The organism is Stutzerimonas sp. LR2, from assembly GCF_055755175.1.
Map to the genome: position 1 here is coordinate 353,207 of NZ_JBVTRR010000005.1, position 14,070 is coordinate 367,276.

General features: G+C 58.1%; 28 protein-coding genes. All 28 read right to left on the reverse strand.

Translation table 11 applies throughout. The annotated features are described in order from the left end of the window. Window positions 1-2 precede the first annotated feature (2 nt). Window positions 3-1,004 (reverse strand): DNA-directed RNA polymerase subunit alpha, encoded by a 1,002-nt coding sequence (locus ACVRRC_RS19280; RefSeq protein ID WP_003293045.1) that lies wholly within the window; start codon window positions 1,002-1,004, stop codon window positions 3-5. A 22-nt stretch (window positions 1,005-1,026) separates the two neighbouring features. Further along, window positions 1,027-1,647, reverse strand: coding sequence for a 30S ribosomal protein S4 (rpsD, locus tag ACVRRC_RS19285; protein ID WP_061373972.1), 621 nt, complete (start codon window positions 1,645-1,647; stop codon window positions 1,027-1,029). Window positions 1,648-1,664: 17 nt separating this feature from the next. Continuing rightward, window positions 1,665-2,054 (reverse strand): 30S ribosomal protein S11, encoded by a 390-nt coding sequence (rpsK, locus tag ACVRRC_RS19290; protein ID WP_003281811.1) that lies wholly within the window; start codon window positions 2,052-2,054, stop codon window positions 1,665-1,667. 30 nt (window positions 2,055-2,084) lie between these two features. Next, window positions 2,085-2,441: a 30S ribosomal protein S13 gene (gene rpsM, locus ACVRRC_RS19295; protein ID WP_011911998.1), complete on the reverse strand. Its 357-nt coding sequence runs from the start codon at window positions 2,439-2,441 to the stop codon at window positions 2,085-2,087. A gap of 129 nt (window positions 2,442-2,570) precedes the next feature. Next, window positions 2,571-2,687: a 50S ribosomal protein L36 gene (rpmJ, locus tag ACVRRC_RS19300; protein ID WP_003281814.1), complete on the reverse strand. Its 117-nt coding sequence runs from the start codon at window positions 2,685-2,687 to the stop codon at window positions 2,571-2,573. 29 nt (window positions 2,688-2,716) lie between these two features. Then, window positions 2,717-4,045 (reverse strand): preprotein translocase subunit SecY, encoded by a 1,329-nt coding sequence (gene secY / locus ACVRRC_RS19305; protein WP_011911997.1) that lies wholly within the window; start codon window positions 4,043-4,045, stop codon window positions 2,717-2,719. Beyond that, the gene (gene rplO / locus ACVRRC_RS19310) at window positions 4,046-4,480 is read right to left on the reverse strand and encodes a 50S ribosomal protein L15 (RefSeq protein ID WP_472997386.1); all 435 of its coding nucleotides are present in this window, start codon (window positions 4,478-4,480) and stop codon (window positions 4,046-4,048) included. Window positions 4,481-4,483: 3 nt separating this feature from the next. Then, window positions 4,484-4,663, reverse strand: coding sequence for a 50S ribosomal protein L30 (rpmD, locus tag ACVRRC_RS19315; protein WP_003281818.1), 180 nt, complete (start codon window positions 4,661-4,663; stop codon window positions 4,484-4,486). Between the two features lie 2 nt (window positions 4,664-4,665). Continuing rightward, window positions 4,666-5,166 (reverse strand): 30S ribosomal protein S5, encoded by a 501-nt coding sequence (gene rpsE, locus ACVRRC_RS19320; RefSeq protein WP_011911996.1) that lies wholly within the window; start codon window positions 5,164-5,166, stop codon window positions 4,666-4,668. Between the two features lie 3 nt (window positions 5,167-5,169). Next, window positions 5,170-5,520 carry a 50S ribosomal protein L18 gene (gene rplR / locus ACVRRC_RS19325; protein WP_013981715.1) on the reverse strand — a complete coding sequence of 117 codons (351 nt, stop codon included), beginning with the start codon at window positions 5,518-5,520 and terminating at the stop codon, window positions 5,170-5,172. A gap of 10 nt (window positions 5,521-5,530) precedes the next feature. After that, window positions 5,531-6,064 (reverse strand): 50S ribosomal protein L6, encoded by a 534-nt coding sequence (rplF, locus tag ACVRRC_RS19330; RefSeq protein ID WP_011911994.1) that lies wholly within the window; start codon window positions 6,062-6,064, stop codon window positions 5,531-5,533. A gap of 12 nt (window positions 6,065-6,076) precedes the next feature. Continuing rightward, on the reverse strand, window positions 6,077-6,469 hold the full coding sequence (gene rpsH / locus ACVRRC_RS19335; protein WP_011911993.1) for a 30S ribosomal protein S8: 393 nt from the start codon (window positions 6,467-6,469) through the stop codon (window positions 6,077-6,079). Window positions 6,470-6,649: 180 nt separating this feature from the next. After that, window positions 6,650-6,955, reverse strand: coding sequence for a 30S ribosomal protein S14 (rpsN, locus tag ACVRRC_RS19340; RefSeq protein ID WP_011911992.1), 306 nt, complete (start codon window positions 6,953-6,955; stop codon window positions 6,650-6,652). A gap of 13 nt (window positions 6,956-6,968) precedes the next feature. After that, complete coding sequence (gene rplE / locus ACVRRC_RS19345; protein ID WP_011911991.1) at window positions 6,969-7,508, reverse strand: 50S ribosomal protein L5; 540 nt, start codon at window positions 7,506-7,508, stop codon at window positions 6,969-6,971. A gap of 19 nt (window positions 7,509-7,527) precedes the next feature. Continuing rightward, window positions 7,528-7,842 carry a 50S ribosomal protein L24 gene (gene rplX / locus ACVRRC_RS19350; protein WP_003304067.1) on the reverse strand — a complete coding sequence of 105 codons (315 nt, stop codon included), beginning with the start codon at window positions 7,840-7,842 and terminating at the stop codon, window positions 7,528-7,530. Window positions 7,843-7,853: 11 nt separating this feature from the next. Then, on the reverse strand, window positions 7,854-8,222 hold the full coding sequence (rplN, locus tag ACVRRC_RS19355; protein WP_003281831.1) for a 50S ribosomal protein L14: 369 nt from the start codon (window positions 8,220-8,222) through the stop codon (window positions 7,854-7,856). Window positions 8,223-8,245: 23 nt separating this feature from the next. Further along, window positions 8,246-8,512 (reverse strand): 30S ribosomal protein S17, encoded by a 267-nt coding sequence (rpsQ, locus tag ACVRRC_RS19360; protein ID WP_011911990.1) that lies wholly within the window; start codon window positions 8,510-8,512, stop codon window positions 8,246-8,248. Between the two features lie 2 nt (window positions 8,513-8,514). Further along, entirely contained in the window at window positions 8,515-8,706 is a 192-nt protein-coding gene (gene rpmC / locus ACVRRC_RS19365; RefSeq protein ID WP_003281834.1) for a 50S ribosomal protein L29, read from the reverse strand. After that, window positions 8,706-9,119, reverse strand: coding sequence for a 50S ribosomal protein L16 (gene rplP / locus ACVRRC_RS19370; RefSeq protein ID WP_003281836.1), 414 nt, complete (start codon window positions 9,117-9,119; stop codon window positions 8,706-8,708). The genes rpmC and rplP overlap by 1 nt, the downstream gene beginning before the upstream one ends. Window positions 9,120-9,131: 12 nt before the next feature. Continuing rightward, complete coding sequence (gene rpsC / locus ACVRRC_RS19375; protein ID WP_003289210.1) at window positions 9,132-9,818, reverse strand: 30S ribosomal protein S3; 687 nt, start codon at window positions 9,816-9,818, stop codon at window positions 9,132-9,134. A gap of 13 nt (window positions 9,819-9,831) precedes the next feature. Then, window positions 9,832-10,164, reverse strand: a complete 333-nt coding sequence (gene rplV, locus ACVRRC_RS19380) for a 50S ribosomal protein L22 (protein ID WP_003304070.1) — start codon at window positions 10,162-10,164, stop codon at window positions 9,832-9,834. 13 nt (window positions 10,165-10,177) lie between these two features. After that, on the reverse strand, window positions 10,178-10,453 hold the full coding sequence (gene rpsS / locus ACVRRC_RS19385; protein ID WP_003293029.1) for a 30S ribosomal protein S19: 276 nt from the start codon (window positions 10,451-10,453) through the stop codon (window positions 10,178-10,180). A 16-nt stretch (window positions 10,454-10,469) separates the two neighbouring features. Further along, window positions 10,470-11,291, reverse strand: coding sequence for a 50S ribosomal protein L2 (rplB, locus tag ACVRRC_RS19390; RefSeq protein WP_011911989.1), 822 nt, complete (start codon window positions 11,289-11,291; stop codon window positions 10,470-10,472). 14 nt (window positions 11,292-11,305) lie between these two features. Next, window positions 11,306-11,605, reverse strand: a complete 300-nt coding sequence (gene rplW / locus ACVRRC_RS19395; RefSeq protein ID WP_003281842.1) for a 50S ribosomal protein L23 — start codon at window positions 11,603-11,605, stop codon at window positions 11,306-11,308. Further along, window positions 11,602-12,204: a 50S ribosomal protein L4 gene (gene rplD, locus ACVRRC_RS19400; RefSeq protein WP_011911988.1), complete on the reverse strand. Its 603-nt coding sequence runs from the start codon at window positions 12,202-12,204 to the stop codon at window positions 11,602-11,604. The genes rplW and rplD overlap by 4 nt, the downstream gene beginning before the upstream one ends. A 12-nt stretch (window positions 12,205-12,216) precedes the next feature. Next, window positions 12,217-12,852: a 50S ribosomal protein L3 gene (rplC, locus tag ACVRRC_RS19405; RefSeq protein WP_011911987.1), complete on the reverse strand. Its 636-nt coding sequence runs from the start codon at window positions 12,850-12,852 to the stop codon at window positions 12,217-12,219. An 82-nt stretch (window positions 12,853-12,934) separates the two neighbouring features. Beyond that, window positions 12,935-13,246 carry a 30S ribosomal protein S10 gene (gene rpsJ / locus ACVRRC_RS19410; RefSeq protein ID WP_003186070.1) on the reverse strand — a complete coding sequence of 104 codons (312 nt, stop codon included), beginning with the start codon at window positions 13,244-13,246 and terminating at the stop codon, window positions 12,935-12,937. A 150-nt stretch (window positions 13,247-13,396) separates the two neighbouring features. After that, on the reverse strand, window positions 13,397-14,070 hold a 674-nt coding region (locus tag ACVRRC_RS19415; RefSeq protein ID WP_472997389.1), incomplete at its 5' end, for an EF-Tu C-terminal domain-related protein.

Genomic DNA, 14,070 nt, shown 5'->3' on the forward strand with positions numbered 1-14,070 from the left:
GATCAGGCAGTGGCCTTATCGTCCTTCTTGAGACTTGCCGGCGGCCAGTTATCCAGGCGCATACCGAGGGACAAACCACGCGAAGCCAGAACGTCCTTGATCTCGGTCAGGGACTTCTTGCCCAGGTTCGGCGTTTTCAACAGCTCTACTTCGGTGCGCTGAATCAGATCACCAATGTAGTAGATGTTCTCTGCCTTGAGGCAGTTGGCCGAACGTACGGTCAGTTCCAGGTCATCCACCGGACGCAACAGGATCGGATCGATCTCGTCTTCCTGCTCGACAACCACCGGCTCGCTGTCGCCCTTCAGGTCGACGAACGCAGCCAGCTGCTGTTGCAGGATGGTCGCTGCACGACGGATCGCCTCTTCGGGATCCAGGGTGCCGTTGGTTTCCAGGTCAATGACCAGCTTGTCCAGGTTGGTGCGCTGCTCGACACGAGCATTCTCGACCACATAAGCCACGCGACGAACCGGGCTGAAGGTGGCGTCGAGCTGAAGACGACCGATGCTACGGCTTTCATCTTCGTCGCTCTGACGCGCATCAGCAGGCTCGTAACCACGGCCGCGAGCGACCTTGAGCTTCATGTTGAGCGAGCCGTTGGCCGCCAGATTGGCGATCAGGTGATCGCCATTGACGATTTCAACATCGTGATCCAGCTGGATATCGGCAGCGGTAACAGCGCCCGCGCCCTTCTTCACCAGGCTCAAGGTCACTTCATCACGGCCGTGCAGCTTGATGGCGATACCTTTGAGGTTGAGCAGGATTTCGATTACATCTTCCTGCACGCCCTCGATGGCGCTGTACTCGTGGAGCACACCGTCGATCTCAGCCTCGACCACAGCGCAGCCGGGCATGGAGGACAACAGAATACGACGCAGCGCGTTGCCCAGGGTGTGGCCAAAACCACGCTCGAGGGGCTCGAGAGTGATCTTGGCACGGGTCGGACTGACCACCTGCACATCGATATGGCGGGGGGTCAGGAACTCATTTACCGAACTCTGCATGGATACACCTATTTTCTAGCCCTTACTTGGAGTAGAGCTCGACAATCAGGTTTTCGTTGATGTCGGCGGACAGATCGCTGCGAGCCGGAACATTCTTGAAAACACCGGATTTCTTGTCGACGTCTACTTCGACCCATTCAACGCGACCGCGCTGAGCGCACAGTTCGAGGGCCTGGGCGATACGCAGCTGGTTACGGCACTTCTCGCGAACAGCAACCACGTCACCGGCCTTGACCTGGTACGACGGGATGTTCACGGTCTGACCGTTGACGGTGATCGACTTGTGCGAGACCAGCTGGCGCGATTCGGCACGAGTGGAGCCGAAGCCCATGCGATACACGACGTTGTCCAGACGGCACTCGAGCAGCTGCAGCAGGTTCTCGCCGGTAGCGCCCTTGCGGCTGGCAGCTTCCTTGTAGTAACCGCTGAACTGACGCTCCAGCACACCGTAGATACGGCGCACTTTCTGCTTCTCGCGCAGCTGGGTGCCGTAGTCGGACAGGCGGCCACGACGCTGGCCGTGCACACCTGGCGGAGTTTCAATGTTGCACTTGGATTCGAGCGCGCGCGCACCACTCTTCAGGAAGAGATCAGTGCCTTCACGACGAGACAGTTTGCACTTGGGACCAATATAACGAGCCATTCTTTACTGTCTCCTGATTACACGCGGCGCTTCTTCGGCGGACGGCACCCGTTGTGCGGGATCGGCGTCACGTCGGTGATGCTGGCGATTTTATAACCACATGCGTTCAAAGCACGCACGGCGGACTCACGACCCGGGCCCGGGCCCTTGACGTTGACGTCGAGGTTCTTCAGGCCGTACTCCAGAGCAGCCTGGCCAGCGCGCTCTGCAGCGATCTGGGCAGCGAACGGAGTGCTCTTACGCGAGCCGCGGAAACCGGAACCACCCGAGGTAGCCCAGGACAGCGCATTGCCCTGACGATCGGTGATGGTCACGATGGTGTTGTTGAAAGAAGCGTGGATGTGGGCGATGCCATCAACCACTGTCTTTTTGACTTTTTTACGAGGACGAGCAGCAGGTTTTGCCATGACTAGATTCCTGTCGATTCGCTAACGCGATTACTTGCGGATCGGCTTGCGCGGGCCCTTACGGGTACGTGCGTTGGTCTTGGTGCGCTGACCGCGAACCGGCAGACCACGACGATGGCGCAGGCCGCGATAGCAACCCAGGTCCATCAAGCGCTTGATTTTCATGTTGACGTCGCGACGCAGGTCGCCCTCAACGATGAACTTGCCGACTTCGCCACGCAGCAGTTCGACCTGCTCGTCGGAAAGATCCTTGATCTTTGCTGCCGGATTCACACCGGTAGCGGCACAGATTTCCTGCGCACGGGTGCGACCAACACCGTAGATGTAGGTCAGCGAGATAACAGTGTGCTTGTTATCCGGAATGTTGACGCCTGCAATACGGGCCATTCAGTGAAACTCCAATTGACAGCTACCTACGCCCCGGAAGCCAAGAAAAGGGCGCGAGATATTAACGCTGTAATAACAAATATTCAACCCGGCAGCGCACTAGCTGCCGGGTTATAACGCCTTACACAATCAGCCTTGGCGCTGCTTGTGACGCGGTTCTGCGCTGCAGATCACGCGCACGACACCGTCGCGACGGATGATCTTGCAGTTACGGCACAGCTTTTTAACCGATGCACGAACTTTCATCACCAACTCCTAGAACCTTACGAGCCACTTCAGCGGAGCATTCCGCTGCCGTAGCCCTTCAGGTTGGCTTTCTTCATCAGGGAATCGTACTGGTGCGACATGAGGTGCGATTGCACTTGGGACATGAAGTCCATGACAACCACAACCACGATCAGCAACGAGGTCCCACCAAGGTAGAACGGCACGTTGGCTGCAACCACAAGGAACTGCGGCAGCAGGCAGACAGCCGTCATGTACAGGGCGCCGAACATGGTCAAGCGGGTCAACACGCCATCGATATAGCGAGCCGACTGCTCACCAGGACGAATCCCGGGAATAAACGCACCGGACTTCTTCAGGTTCTCTGCCACGTCCTTCGGATTGAACATCAATGCCGTATAGAAGAAGCAGAAGAAAATGATCCCAGCACTGAACAGCAGGATGTTCAACGGCTGCCCGGGCGCGATCGCCTGAGAGATATCAGCCAACCAACCCATGTTTTCGGACTGGCCGAACCACTGCCCCAGCGAAGCCGGGAACAGCAGGATGCTGCTGGCGAAGATGGCCGGGATAACGCCCGCCATGTTGACTTTCAACGGCAGGTGGCTGGTCTGCGCAGCGAAGACCTTACGACCTTGCTGACGCTTGGCATAGTGCACCGCAATGCGACGCTGCCCACGCTCGATGAACACCACGAAACCGATGATCGCAACCGCCAGCAGCCCCACGGCCAGCAAAGCGATGATGTTGATATCGCCTTGGCGAGCGGACTCGAACGACTGCCCGAGCGCGCCCGGCAATCCGGCGACGATTCCAGCGAAGATCAGCATCGAGATACCGTTGCCAACCCCACGCTCGGTGATCTGCTCGCCCAGCCACATCATGAACATCGCACCAGACACGAAGGTCGTGATGGCCACGAAGTAGAAGCCGAAGTCGTTACTGAACGCGACACCCTGCCCCGCCAGCCCGACCGACATGCCGACGGCCTGCACGATTGCCAGAACCAGCGTTCCGTAACGCGTGTACTGGCTGATCTTGCGACGACCGGCTTCGCCTTCTTTCTTCAACTGCTCCAGCTGCGGACTGACAGCGGTCATGAGCTGCATGATGATCGATGCCGAGATGTACGGCATGATCCCCAGCGCAAAGATGCTCATGCGCTCCAGCGCACCGCCGGAAAACATGTTGAACAAGCTAAGGATGGTCCCCTCGTTCTGACGGAACAGCTCGGCCAGCCGATCGGGATTGATCCCGGGTACTGGAATGTGTGCGCCAATCCGGTAGACGATGATCGCCATGAACAGAAAGCGCAGACGAGCCCAGAGTTCGGACAGACCACCATTACTCAGCGCGGAGAGAGCACCTTGCTTAGCCATTTATTCCTCGAACTTGCCGCCAGCTGCTTCGATAGCCGCACGCGCACCCTTGGTGGCTGCGATGCCCTTTAGAGTGACCGCACGCCCAACCTCACCGGACAGCATGACTTTCACACGCTGCACGTTGTGGTTGATGACGTTGGCGTCTTTCAGGCTCTGTACGGTAACAACGTCGCCTTCCACCTTGGCCAGTTCGGAAGTGCGCACTTCTGCGCGATCCATGGCCTTCAGCGAAACGAAGCCGAACTTCGGCAGACGGCGGTGCAGCGGCTGCTGACCACCCTCGAAGCCCGGAGCGATCTTGCCGCCGGAGCGGGAAGTCTGACCTTTGTGGCCACGGCCACCGGTCTTACCCAGACCGCTGCCGATACCACGACCCGGACGCAGCTTTTCGCGACGGGCACCCGGCGCAGAACGCAGATCGTTCAGTTGCATGGCTTAGCCCTCCACACGGAGCATGTAGTAAGCCTTGTTGATCATGCCGCGGTTCTCAGGAGTATCCTGAACTTCTACGGTGTGACCAATGCGACGCAGGCCCAGGCCCTTGACGCACAGCTTGTGATTGGGGATACGACCGCTGACGCTCTTGATCAGCGTAACCTTGACGGTGTTAGCCATGATCAGGAAATCTCCTCGACGCTCTTGCCGCGCTTGGCAGCAATCGACTCAGGCGACTGCATCGCCTTCAGACCCTTGAAGGTGGCATGCACCACGTTGACCGGGTTGGTAGAGCCGTAGCACTTGGCCAGGACGTTGTGCACACCGGCCACTTCAAGGATGGCGCGCATGGCACCACCAGCGATAACACCGGTACCTTCGGAGGCAGGCTGCATGTAGATCTTGGATGCGCCGTGAGCCGCCTTGGTGGCGTACTGAAGCGTAGTGCCGTTCAAGTCGACCTGGATCATGTTGCGGCGCGCCGCTTCCATGGCCTTCTGAATGGCAGCCGGCACTTCGCGGGACTTGCCGCGACCGAAACCAACACGACCCTTACCATCACCAACTACAGTCAGCGCGGTGAAGGTGAAGATACGACCACCCTTCACGGTTTTTGCGACGCGGTTAACTTGAACCAGCTTCTCGATGTAGCCTTCGTCGCGCTTTTGCTCGTTATTTGCCATAACTTAGAACTCCAGCCCGCCTTCACGAGCAGCATCAGCCAGTGCCTTCACACGACCGTGGTACTTGAAGCCAGAACGGTCGAACGCCACCTGAGTGACGCCTGCGGCTTTCGCGCGCTCGGCGACCAGTTGACCGACTTTCTTGGCAGCGTCAACGTTGCCGGTGGCACCGTCACGCAGTTCTTTGTCCAGAGTCGAGGCGCTTGCCAGGACCTTGCCGCCGTCGGCCGAAAGGACCTGGGCGTAGATGTGCTGGGAAGAGCGGTGCACGCAGAGGCGTACGGCTTCCAGCTCGCGCATCTTCAGGCGCGCTTTGCGAGCGCGACGCAGACGAGTTTCTTTCTTTACGCTCATTTGCTATGCCCTACTTCTTCTTAGCTTCTTTGCGACGGACTACTTCATCCGAGTACCGCACGCCTTTGCCCTTGTAAGGCTCCGGACGACGGAAATCACGAATTTCAGCAGCCACCTGACCGACCAGTTGCTTGTCGACACCCTTGATCAGGATATCGGTCTGGCTGGGGGTCTCGGCGGTGACGCCTTGCGGCAGCTCATAATCCACCGGATGCGAGAAACCGAGAGCCAGGGACAGCACTTGACCTTTGGCTTGCGCCTTGTAACCGACGCCGACCAGCTGGAGCTTGCGCTCGAAGCCCTGACTGACACCGATCACCATGTTGTTGACCAGAGCGCGGGTAGTACCGGCCATGGCGCGAGTCTGCTGATCACCGTTACGACCGGCGAAACGCAGCTCACCACCTTCCTGGATAACCTCAACGGAAGGATGAACGTTCAGCTCCAGAGCGCCTTTTGCACCCTTCACCGAAAGCTGCTGGCCGGACATCTTGATTTCAACGCCAGCGGGCAGCTTGACGGGGTTCTTAGCAACGCGAGACATGCTTATCCCCCCTTAGAACACAGTGCAAAGCACTTCGCCGCCGACACCAGCAGCGCGAGCAGCACGATCAGTCATCACACCCTTGTTGGTGGAGACGATCGAGACACCCAGGCCACCGCGAACTTTCGGCAACTGGTCAACGGATTTGTACTGGCGCAGGCCAGGACGACTTACGCGCTTCAGTTCCTCGATGACCGGACGGCCTTCGAAATACTTAAGCTCGATGGACAGCTGCGGCTTGACGTCGCCACTGACCTGGTATCCCGCGATATAGCCTTCACCTTGAAGAACGTTGGCTACAGCCACCTTCAGCGTGGAAGACGGCATGCTTACGACGGACTTTTCGGCCATCTGGGCATTACGGATACGAGTTAGCATGTCCGCTAACGGGTCCTGCATACTCATGGGCTCTTAGCTCCTAAAACAAAAAAATAAGCCTTGGACGGCTCGTGTCGCCAACGGGCGAACCCTACAAAAATGCGAGGCTCAGGCGAGCCGGGCATTCTAGGCGCTCACCAGAAACGAATCAAGCCCCGAAAGGGGCTCGACCGAAAACAAACAGGGCCCGAAGGCCCTGTTTGATTCTTACCAGCTGGCTTTGACCAGGCCCGGTACGTCACCGCGCATGGCGGCCTGGCGCAGCATGTTGCGCGCGAGGCCGAACTTGCGATAGACGCCGTGCGGACGGCCAGTCAGACGGCAGCGGTTACGCAGGCGCGAAGCGCTTGCATCACGCGGCTGCTTCTGCAGGGCCACCTGAGCTTCCCAACGCGCCTCCGGAGTGGACTCCGGGCTAGCGATGATCGCTTTCAGTGCCGCACGCTTCTGGGCGAACTTGGCAACCGTGCGCTGACGCTTCAGCTCACGGTTCTTCATGCTTTGCTTAGCCATGTGCCTACTCCAATCAGTTACGGAACGGGAAGTTGAAAGCGCGCAGCAACGCACGACCTTCATCATCCGTCCGAGCAGTAGTGGTCAGAGTGATATCCAGACCACGCAGGGCATCGATCTTGTCGTAATCGATTTCCGGGAAGATGATCTGCTCTTTGACACCCATGCTGTAGTTGCCGCGGCCATCGAAGGACTTGGCATTCAGGCCGCGGAAGTCACGCACGCGCGGCAGGGAGATCGAAAGCAGACGATCCAGGAATTCGTACATGCGATCGCTGCGCAGGGTTACCTTGACACCGATCGGCCAGCCTTCGCGGACCTTGAAGCCTGCGATGGACTTGCGAGCGTGGGTCACTACAACCTTCTGACCGGTGATCTTTTCCAGATCGGCAACCGCGTTGTCGATGATCTTCTTGTCACCGATCGCTTCGCCGATACCCATGTTGAGGGTGATCTTGGTAATGCGCGGAACTTCCATCACGTTCTTGAGCTGAAGTTCTTCCTTCAGCTTGGGCGCGATTTCCTTCCGATAAACTTCTTTTAGTCGTGCCATGGTTATCTACCTAGCAGTCTCAAGCGTCAACCGGCTTCTGGGTCGACTTGAAGACACGAATTTTCTTGCCTTCTTCAACCTTGAAGCCAACGCGGTCTGCCTTGTTGGTTTCACCGTTGAAAATGGCGACGTTAGAGACGTGCAAAGGCGCCTCTTTCTCGACGATACCGCCCTGAACACCGGACATCGGGTTCGGCTTGGTGTGGCGCTTGACCAGGTTGATCCCGCCAACGACCAGACGGTCGTCAGCGAGCACCTTCAGCACCTTACCGCGCTTGCCCTTGTCTTTGCCGGCGATGACGATGATCTCGTCGTTGCGACGAATCTTTTGCATGCGGCTACTCCTTACAGCACTTCAGGTGCGAGCGAAACGATCTTCATGAACTTCTCGGTACGAAGCTCACGAGTCACCGGCCCGAAGATGCGGGTGCCGATAGGCTCTTGCTTGTTGTTCAGCAGAACAGCAGCGTTGCCATCGAAGCGGATGATGGAGCCGTCGGGACGGCGAACACCGTGACGGGTGCGGACCACTACAGCGGTCATCACCTGGCCTTTCTTGACCTTGCCACGCGGAATCGCTTCCTTGACGGTGACCTTGATAATGTCGCCGATGCCGGCGTAACGGCGGTGGGAACCGCCGAGCACCTTGATACACATGACGCGACGAGCGCCACTGTTATCAGCCACATCGAGCATGGATTGAGTCTGAATCATATAATTTCTCCGACCCCTAGCCCTTAGACTTCGACGGCGCGTTCAACGACTTCAACCAGCGCCCAGGACTTGGTCTTGGACTGCGGACGGGTTTCACGAATGGAAACCTTGTCGCCGATCTTGCACTGGTTGGTTTCGTCGTGGGCGTGCAGTTTGGTCGAACGCTTAACGTATTTGCCGTAGATCGGGTGCTTGACGCGACGCTCGATCAGTACGGTGATGGTCTTGTCCATCTTGTCGCTGACGACACGGCCGGTCAGCGTGCGGACGGTTTTCTGAGCTTCAGCCATGATCACTTACCTGCCTGCTGGTTGAGCACAGTCTTGACACGAGCGATGTCGCGCTTGACTTGCGAGAGCAGGTGAGACTGCCCCAACTGGCCAGTCGCTTTCTGCATACGCAGATTGAACTGGTCCCGCAGCAGCTCGAGCAGTTGCTCGTTCAGCTGCTCAACGGATTTTTCACGAAGTTCATTCGCTTTCATCACATCACCGTCCGCTTAACAAAGGAGGTGGCGAGCGGCAGCTTTGCAGCGGCCAGGGCGAAAGCCTCACGCGCCAGCTCTTCGGAAACACCCTCGATCTCGTAGAGCACCTTGCCCGGCTGAATCTGGGCTACCCAGTACTCGACGCTACCCTTACCTTTACCCATACGAACTTCCAGGGGCTTCTTGGTAACGGGCTTGTCGGGGAACACGCGGATCCAGATCTTGCCGCCACGCTTGACGTGACGAGTCAGCGCACGACGTGCAGCCTCGATCTGACGCGCGGTCAGACGACCACGGGAAACAGACTTCAGCGCGAATTCGCCGAAGCTGACCTTGCTACCGCGCTGAGCCAGACCACGATTGTGGCCGGTCATCTGCTTGCGGAATTTTGTACGCTTGGGTTGCAACATTTGGCGTACCCCTTACTTAGCAGCTTTTTTACGAGGAGCAGGCGCTTGAGGCTTGAGCTCTTCATGGCGACCACCAATCACTTCGCCTTTGAAGATCCACACCTTCACGCCGATCACACCGTAAGTGGTGTGCGCTTCGTAAGTGTTGTAATCGATATCGGCACGCAGGGTGTGCAGCGGCACACGACCTTCGCGATACCACTCGGTACGGGCGATTTCAGCCCCACCCAGACGACCACTGACCTGGATCTTGATGCCCTTGGCACCAATACGCATGGCGTTCTGTACGGCGCGCTTCATGGCGCGACGGAACATCACGCGACGCTCCAGCTGCTGAGCTACGCTCTGTGCAACCAGCATGGCGTCGAGCTCCGGCTTGCGGATCTCTTCGATATTGATGTGCACCGGCACACCCATTTGCTTGGTCAGGTCCTGACGCAGCTTCTCAACATCCTCACCCTTCTTGCCGATCACGATGCCGGGACGAGCGGTGTGGATGGTGATGCGTGCGGTTTGAGCCGGGCGATGGATATCGATACGGCTTACGGACGCGCTTTTTAGTTTGTCTTGGAGGTACTCACGCACGTTCAGATCTGCAAGCAGATAGTCTGCATACGTACGGCCGTCTGCGTACCAGACGGAGGTGTGCTCCTTGACGATTCCCAGGCGAATGCCAGTGGGATGTACTTTCTGACCCATCTGATCGACTCCGTTACTTGTCCGCAACCTTGACAGTGATATGGCAAGACCGCTTGACGATGCGATCAGCGCGGCCTTTGGCACGCGGCATGATGCGCTTAAGCGAACGCCCTTCGTTGACGAAGACGGTGGAGACTTTCAGGTCATCCACATCAGCGCCTTCGTTGTGCTCGGCGTTGGCAACGGCCGACTCCAGCACCTTCTTCATGATCTCGGCGGCTTTCTTACTGCTGAAAGCCAGGAGGTTGAGCGCATCGCCCACCTTCTTCCCGCGGATCTGGTCGGCGACCAGGCGGGCTTTCTGGGCGGAGATGCGAGCGCCCGACAACTTAGCGGCTACTTCCATCTTTCCTTACCCCTTAGCGCTTGCCTTTCTTGTCCGCCACGTGCCCACGATAAGTGCGGGTAGCAGCGAACTCGCCGAGTTTGTGGCCGACCATGTCTTCGGACACGAGGACCGGAACATGCTGGCGACCGTTGTGTACAGCGATGGTCAGACCGACCATCTGCGGCAGGATCATCGAACGACGCGACCAGGTTTTCACCGGCTTGCGATCATTCTTTTCCACCGCCGCTTCGACCTTCTTCAGTAGGTGAAGATCGATAAAAGGACCTTTTTTCAGAGAACGCGGCACTGTCGTATCCCTCTAGTTACTTGCGACGACGGACGATCATGTTATCGGTGCGCTTGTTAGTGCGGGTCTTCGCGCCCTTAGTCGGGAAGCCCCATGGCGACACCGGATGACGACCACCGGAGGTACGACCTTCACCACCACCGTGCGGGTGATCGACCGGGTTCATCGCGACACCACGAACGGTCGGGCGAATGCCCTTCCAGCGCTTGGCACCGGCCTTACCCAGCGAACGCAGGCTGTGCTCGGAGTTCGAGACTTCGCCCAGGGTCGCACGGCATTCAGCCAACACCTTGCGCATTTCGCCGGAGCGCAGACGCAGCGTCACATAGGAGCCCTCACGAGCGACCAGCTGAGCCGAAGCACCAGCGGAGCGAACGAGCTGAGCGCCCTTGCCCGGCTTGAGCTCGATACCGTGAACGGTAGAACCCAGCGGGATGTTACGCAGCGGCAGGCTGTTACCAGCCTTGATCGGAGCATTGATGCCCGAGACCAGCTGATCGCCAGCGCTCACGCCTTTCGGCGCAATGATGTAGCGACGCTCACCGTCGGCATACTTCAGCAGCGCGATGTGCGCAGTACGGTTCGGATCGTATTCGATACGCTCGACGATGGCCGGAATGCCATCCTTGTTGCGACGAAAATCGACCAGACGGTAATGCTGCTTGTGACCACCGCCGATGTGGCGAGTGGTGATACGACCGTTGTTGTTACGGCCGCCAGTCTTCGACTTCTTCTCGAGCAGCGGTGCGTAAGGAGCGCCTTTGTGCAGCTCCTGATTGACCACCTTGACCACAAAACGGCGGCCCGCGGAAGTCGGTTTGCATTTAACGATTGCCATGATGCACCCCTTCCTTACTCAGCACTGCCGGAGAAATCGAGATCCTGGCCTGGCTGAAGAGCGATATAAGCCTTCTTCCAGTCGTTGCGCTTGCCCAGACCGCGAGCGGTGCGCTTGGTCTTGCCCTGAACGTTCAGGGTGTTGACGGCGGCGACCTTCACGTCGAACAGGCTTTCAACAGCCTTCTTGATTTCCAGCTTGGTTGCGTCAGTCGCAACCTTGAAAACGAATTGCTTCTTGCTGTCAGCCAGCACGGTAGCCTTCTCGGAGACGTGCGGACCAAGCAGGACTTTGAATACGCGTTCCTGGTTCATCCCAGCAGCTCCTCGAATTTCTTCACAGCCGACACGGTGATCAACACCTTGTCATAGGCGATCAGGCTGACCGGATCGGAACCCTGGACGTCACGTACGTCGACATGCGGCAGATTGCGCGCAGCCAGGTACAGGTTCTGATCGACAGCATCGGAAACGATCAGCACGTCGCTCAGACCCATACCATTGAGCTTGCTGGCAAGCGCCTTGGTCTTCGGGGCATCGACGGCGAAATCTTCTACGACCACCAGACGCTCGGAGCGAACCAGCTCAGCAAGGATGGAACGCAGCGCAGCGCGATACATCTTCTTGTTCAGCTTCTGCTCGTGGTTCTGCGGGCGAGCAGCGAAGGTGACACCACCGCCACGCCAGATCGGACCACGAGTGGTACCGGCACGAGCGCGACCGGTGCCCTTCTGGCGCCACGGACGCTTGCCACCCCCGGACACATCGGAGCGGGTCTTCTGCTGCTTGCTACCCTGACGACCGCCAGCCATGTAGGCGACGACTGCCTGGTGCACCAGCGTCTCGTTGAACTCACCACCAAAGGTGCGATCGGAGACTTCGATGGCCTGTGCGCCATTTACATTCAATTGCATGTGAACTCCCCCTTAACCGCGAGCCTTGACGGCCGGACGCACGAACACGTCACCACCGGTGGCACCAGGGACTGCACCCTTGACCAGCAGCAGGTTACGCTCGGCATCGACACGCACGATTTCCAGAGACTGCACGGTTACGCGCTCGGCGCCCATGTGCCCGGACATCTTCTTGCCCTTGAATACACGACCTGGAGTCTGGCACTGACCAATAGAGCCCGGGACGCGGTGGGATACGGAGTTACCGTGGGTATTGTCCTGACCACGGAAATTCCAGCGCTTGATGGTACCGGCAAAGCCTTTACCCTTGGACTGACCGGTGACATCCACCAGCTGCCCCGCCTGGAAAATTTCGGCATTGATCTGGTCACCAACCTGGAACTCCTCGCCTTCGAGGCGGAATTCCCAGACGCCACGACCTGCTGCCACGTTCGCCTTGGCGAAGTGACCGGCCTGAGCCTTGGTAACACGGGACGCACGACGCTCACCGACAGTGACCTGCACTGCACGATAGCCATCGCTCTCTTCATTCTTGAACTGAGTGACGCGATTCGGCTCGATCTCGATGACCGTAACCGGAATAGAGACACCATCCTCGGTGAAAACGCGGGTCATGCCGCATTTACGACCGACTACACCAATAGTCATTTTTAAACCTCTTGAGTGTACGGGGCTTTCACCCGCTATGGCCGCCCATTTCAGAGCGTTACACGACTAAAACTCTCAGGTTTTAGCCGAGGCTGATCTGCACTTCCACACCAGCCGCAAGATCGAGCTTCATCAGCGCATCGACGGTTTTGTCGGTCGGCTGAACGATGTCCAGCACACGCTTGTGGGTTCGAATTTCATACTGATCGCGCGCGTCTTTGTTGACGTGCGGAGAAACCAGCACAGTGAACCGCTCTTTGCGGGTTGGCAGCGGAATCGGACCACGCACCTGAGCACCAGTACGTTTCGCGGTTTCCACGATTTCCTGGGTTGATTGATCGATCAGGCGATGGTCAAAAGCCTTCAACCGAATACGGATTTGTTGGTTTTGCATTTTGACCTCAGACTCCAAGTAGCCACCCTACCAGGCGCAATACCCCCGGTAAAAGGAGGCGCAATTGTACGGATGCACCTATAGGGTGTCAATAAATGATCAACAATAGAAAAAGGCCCCCGAAGGGGCCTCTTTCATCATCGTCAAATATTACTCGACGATCTTGGCAACCACGCCGGCACCAACGGTACGACCACCTTCGCGAATCGCGAAGCGCAGGCCGTCTTCCATGGCGATCGGCTTGATCAGGGTGACAACCATCTTCACGTTGTCGCCCGGCATCACCATCTCGACGCCTTCCGGCAGTTCGCACGATCCGGTCACGTCAGTGGTACGGAAGTAGAACTGCGGACGGTAGCCCTTGAAGAACGGGGTGTGACGACCACCTTCTTCCTTGGACAGCACGTACACTTCGGCTTCGAACTTGGTGTGCGGCTTGATGGTGCCCGGCTTGGCCAGAACCTGACCACGCTCCACTTCGTCACGCTTGGTGCCACGCAGCAGCACGCCGCAGTTCTCGCCAGCACGACCTTCGTCGAGCAGCTTGCGGAACATCTCAACGCCGGTGCAGGTAGTCTTGGTGGTCGGACGCAGACCGACGATCTCGATCTCTTCCTGAACCTTGACGATGCCGCGCTCTACGCGACCGGTTACCACGGTGCCGCGACCGGAGATCGAGAACACGTCTTCGATCGGCATCAGGAACGGCTTGTCGATGGCACGAACCGGCTCAGGGATGTAGCTGTCCAGGGTCTCGACCAGCTTCTTCACCGCAGTGGTGCCGAGCTCGTTGTCGTCTTCGCCGTTCAGCGCCATCAGCGCGG

What these genes read in the sequence shown, in the direction of transcription:
- rplF (WP_011911994.1), bottom strand. Translation starts at nt 6,064, where the DNA reads ATGTCTCGCGTTGCTAAGAACCCCGTCAAGCTGCCCGCTGGCGTTGAA.
- rpsD (WP_061373972.1), bottom strand. Translation starts at nt 1,647, where the DNA reads ATGGCTCGTTATATTGGTCCCAAGTGCAAACTGTCTCGTCGTGAAGGC.
- rpsM (WP_011911998.1), bottom strand. Translation starts at nt 2,441, where the DNA reads ATGGCCCGTATTGCAGGCGTCAACATTCCGGATAACAAGCACACTGTT.
- rpsH (WP_011911993.1), bottom strand. Translation starts at nt 6,469, where the DNA reads ATGAGTATGCAGGACCCGTTAGCGGACATGCTAACTCGTATCCGTAAT.
- rpsN (WP_011911992.1), bottom strand. Translation starts at nt 6,955, where the DNA reads ATGGCTAAGCAAAGCATGAAGAACCGTGAGCTGAAGCGTCAGCGCACG.
- rplR (WP_013981715.1), bottom strand. Translation starts at nt 5,520, where the DNA reads ATGAGCGTAAAGAAAGAAACTCGTCTGCGTCGCGCTCGCAAAGCGCGC.
- rplD (WP_011911988.1), bottom strand. Translation starts at nt 12,204, where the DNA reads ATGCAATTGAATGTAAATGGCGCACAGGCCATCGAAGTCTCCGATCGC.
- rplP (WP_003281836.1), bottom strand. Translation starts at nt 9,119, where the DNA reads ATGTTGCAACCCAAGCGTACAAAATTCCGCAAGCAGATGACCGGCCAC.
- rplC (WP_011911987.1), bottom strand. Translation starts at nt 12,852, where the DNA reads ATGACTATTGGTGTAGTCGGTCGTAAATGCGGCATGACCCGCGTTTTC.
- rplV (WP_003304070.1), bottom strand. Translation starts at nt 10,164, where the DNA reads ATGGAAGTAGCCGCTAAGTTGTCGGGCGCTCGCATCTCCGCCCAGAAA.
- rplE (WP_011911991.1), bottom strand. Translation starts at nt 7,508, where the DNA reads ATGGCACGACTAAAAGAAGTTTATCGGAAGGAAATCGCGCCCAAGCTG.
- ACVRRC_RS19280 (WP_003293045.1), bottom strand. Translation starts at nt 1,004, where the DNA reads ATGCAGAGTTCGGTAAATGAGTTCCTGACCCCCCGCCATATCGATGTG.
- rpmC (WP_003281834.1), bottom strand. Translation starts at nt 8,706, where the DNA reads ATGAAAGCGAATGAACTTCGTGAAAAATCCGTTGAGCAGCTGAACGAG.
- rpsK (WP_003281811.1), bottom strand. Translation starts at nt 2,054, where the DNA reads ATGGCAAAACCTGCTGCTCGTCCTCGTAAAAAAGTCAAAAAGACAGTG.
- rpsQ (WP_011911990.1), bottom strand. Translation starts at nt 8,512, where the DNA reads ATGGCTGAAGCTCAGAAAACCGTCCGCACGCTGACCGGCCGTGTCGTC.
- rplN (WP_003281831.1), bottom strand. Translation starts at nt 8,222, where the DNA reads ATGATTCAGACTCAATCCATGCTCGATGTGGCTGATAACAGTGGCGCT.
- rplX (WP_003304067.1), bottom strand. Translation starts at nt 7,842, where the DNA reads ATGCAAAAGATTCGTCGCAACGACGAGATCATCGTCATCGCCGGCAAA.
- rpsJ (WP_003186070.1), bottom strand. Translation starts at nt 13,246, where the DNA reads ATGCAAAACCAACAAATCCGTATTCGGTTGAAGGCTTTTGACCATCGC.
- secY (WP_011911997.1), bottom strand. Translation starts at nt 4,045, where the DNA reads ATGGCTAAGCAAGGTGCTCTCTCCGCGCTGAGTAATGGTGGTCTGTCC.
- rpsE (WP_011911996.1), bottom strand. Translation starts at nt 5,166, where the DNA reads ATGGCAAATAACGAGCAAAAGCGCGACGAAGGCTACATCGAGAAGCTG.
- rplO (WP_472997386.1), bottom strand. Translation starts at nt 4,480, where the DNA reads ATGCAACTGAACGATCTGCGTTCTGCGCCGGGTGCCCGTCGCGAAAAG.
- rplB (WP_011911989.1), bottom strand. Translation starts at nt 11,291, where the DNA reads ATGGCAATCGTTAAATGCAAACCGACTTCCGCGGGCCGCCGTTTTGTG.
- rpmJ (WP_003281814.1), bottom strand. Translation starts at nt 2,687, where the DNA reads ATGAAAGTTCGTGCATCGGTTAAAAAGCTGTGCCGTAACTGCAAGATC.
- rplW (WP_003281842.1), bottom strand. Translation starts at nt 11,605, where the DNA reads ATGAACCAGGAACGCGTATTCAAAGTCCTGCTTGGTCCGCACGTCTCC.
- rpmD (WP_003281818.1), bottom strand. Translation starts at nt 4,663, where the DNA reads ATGGCTAACACCGTCAAGGTTACGCTGATCAAGAGCGTCAGCGGTCGT.
- rpsC (WP_003289210.1), bottom strand. Translation starts at nt 9,818, where the DNA reads ATGGGTCAGAAAGTACATCCCACTGGCATTCGCCTGGGAATCGTCAAG.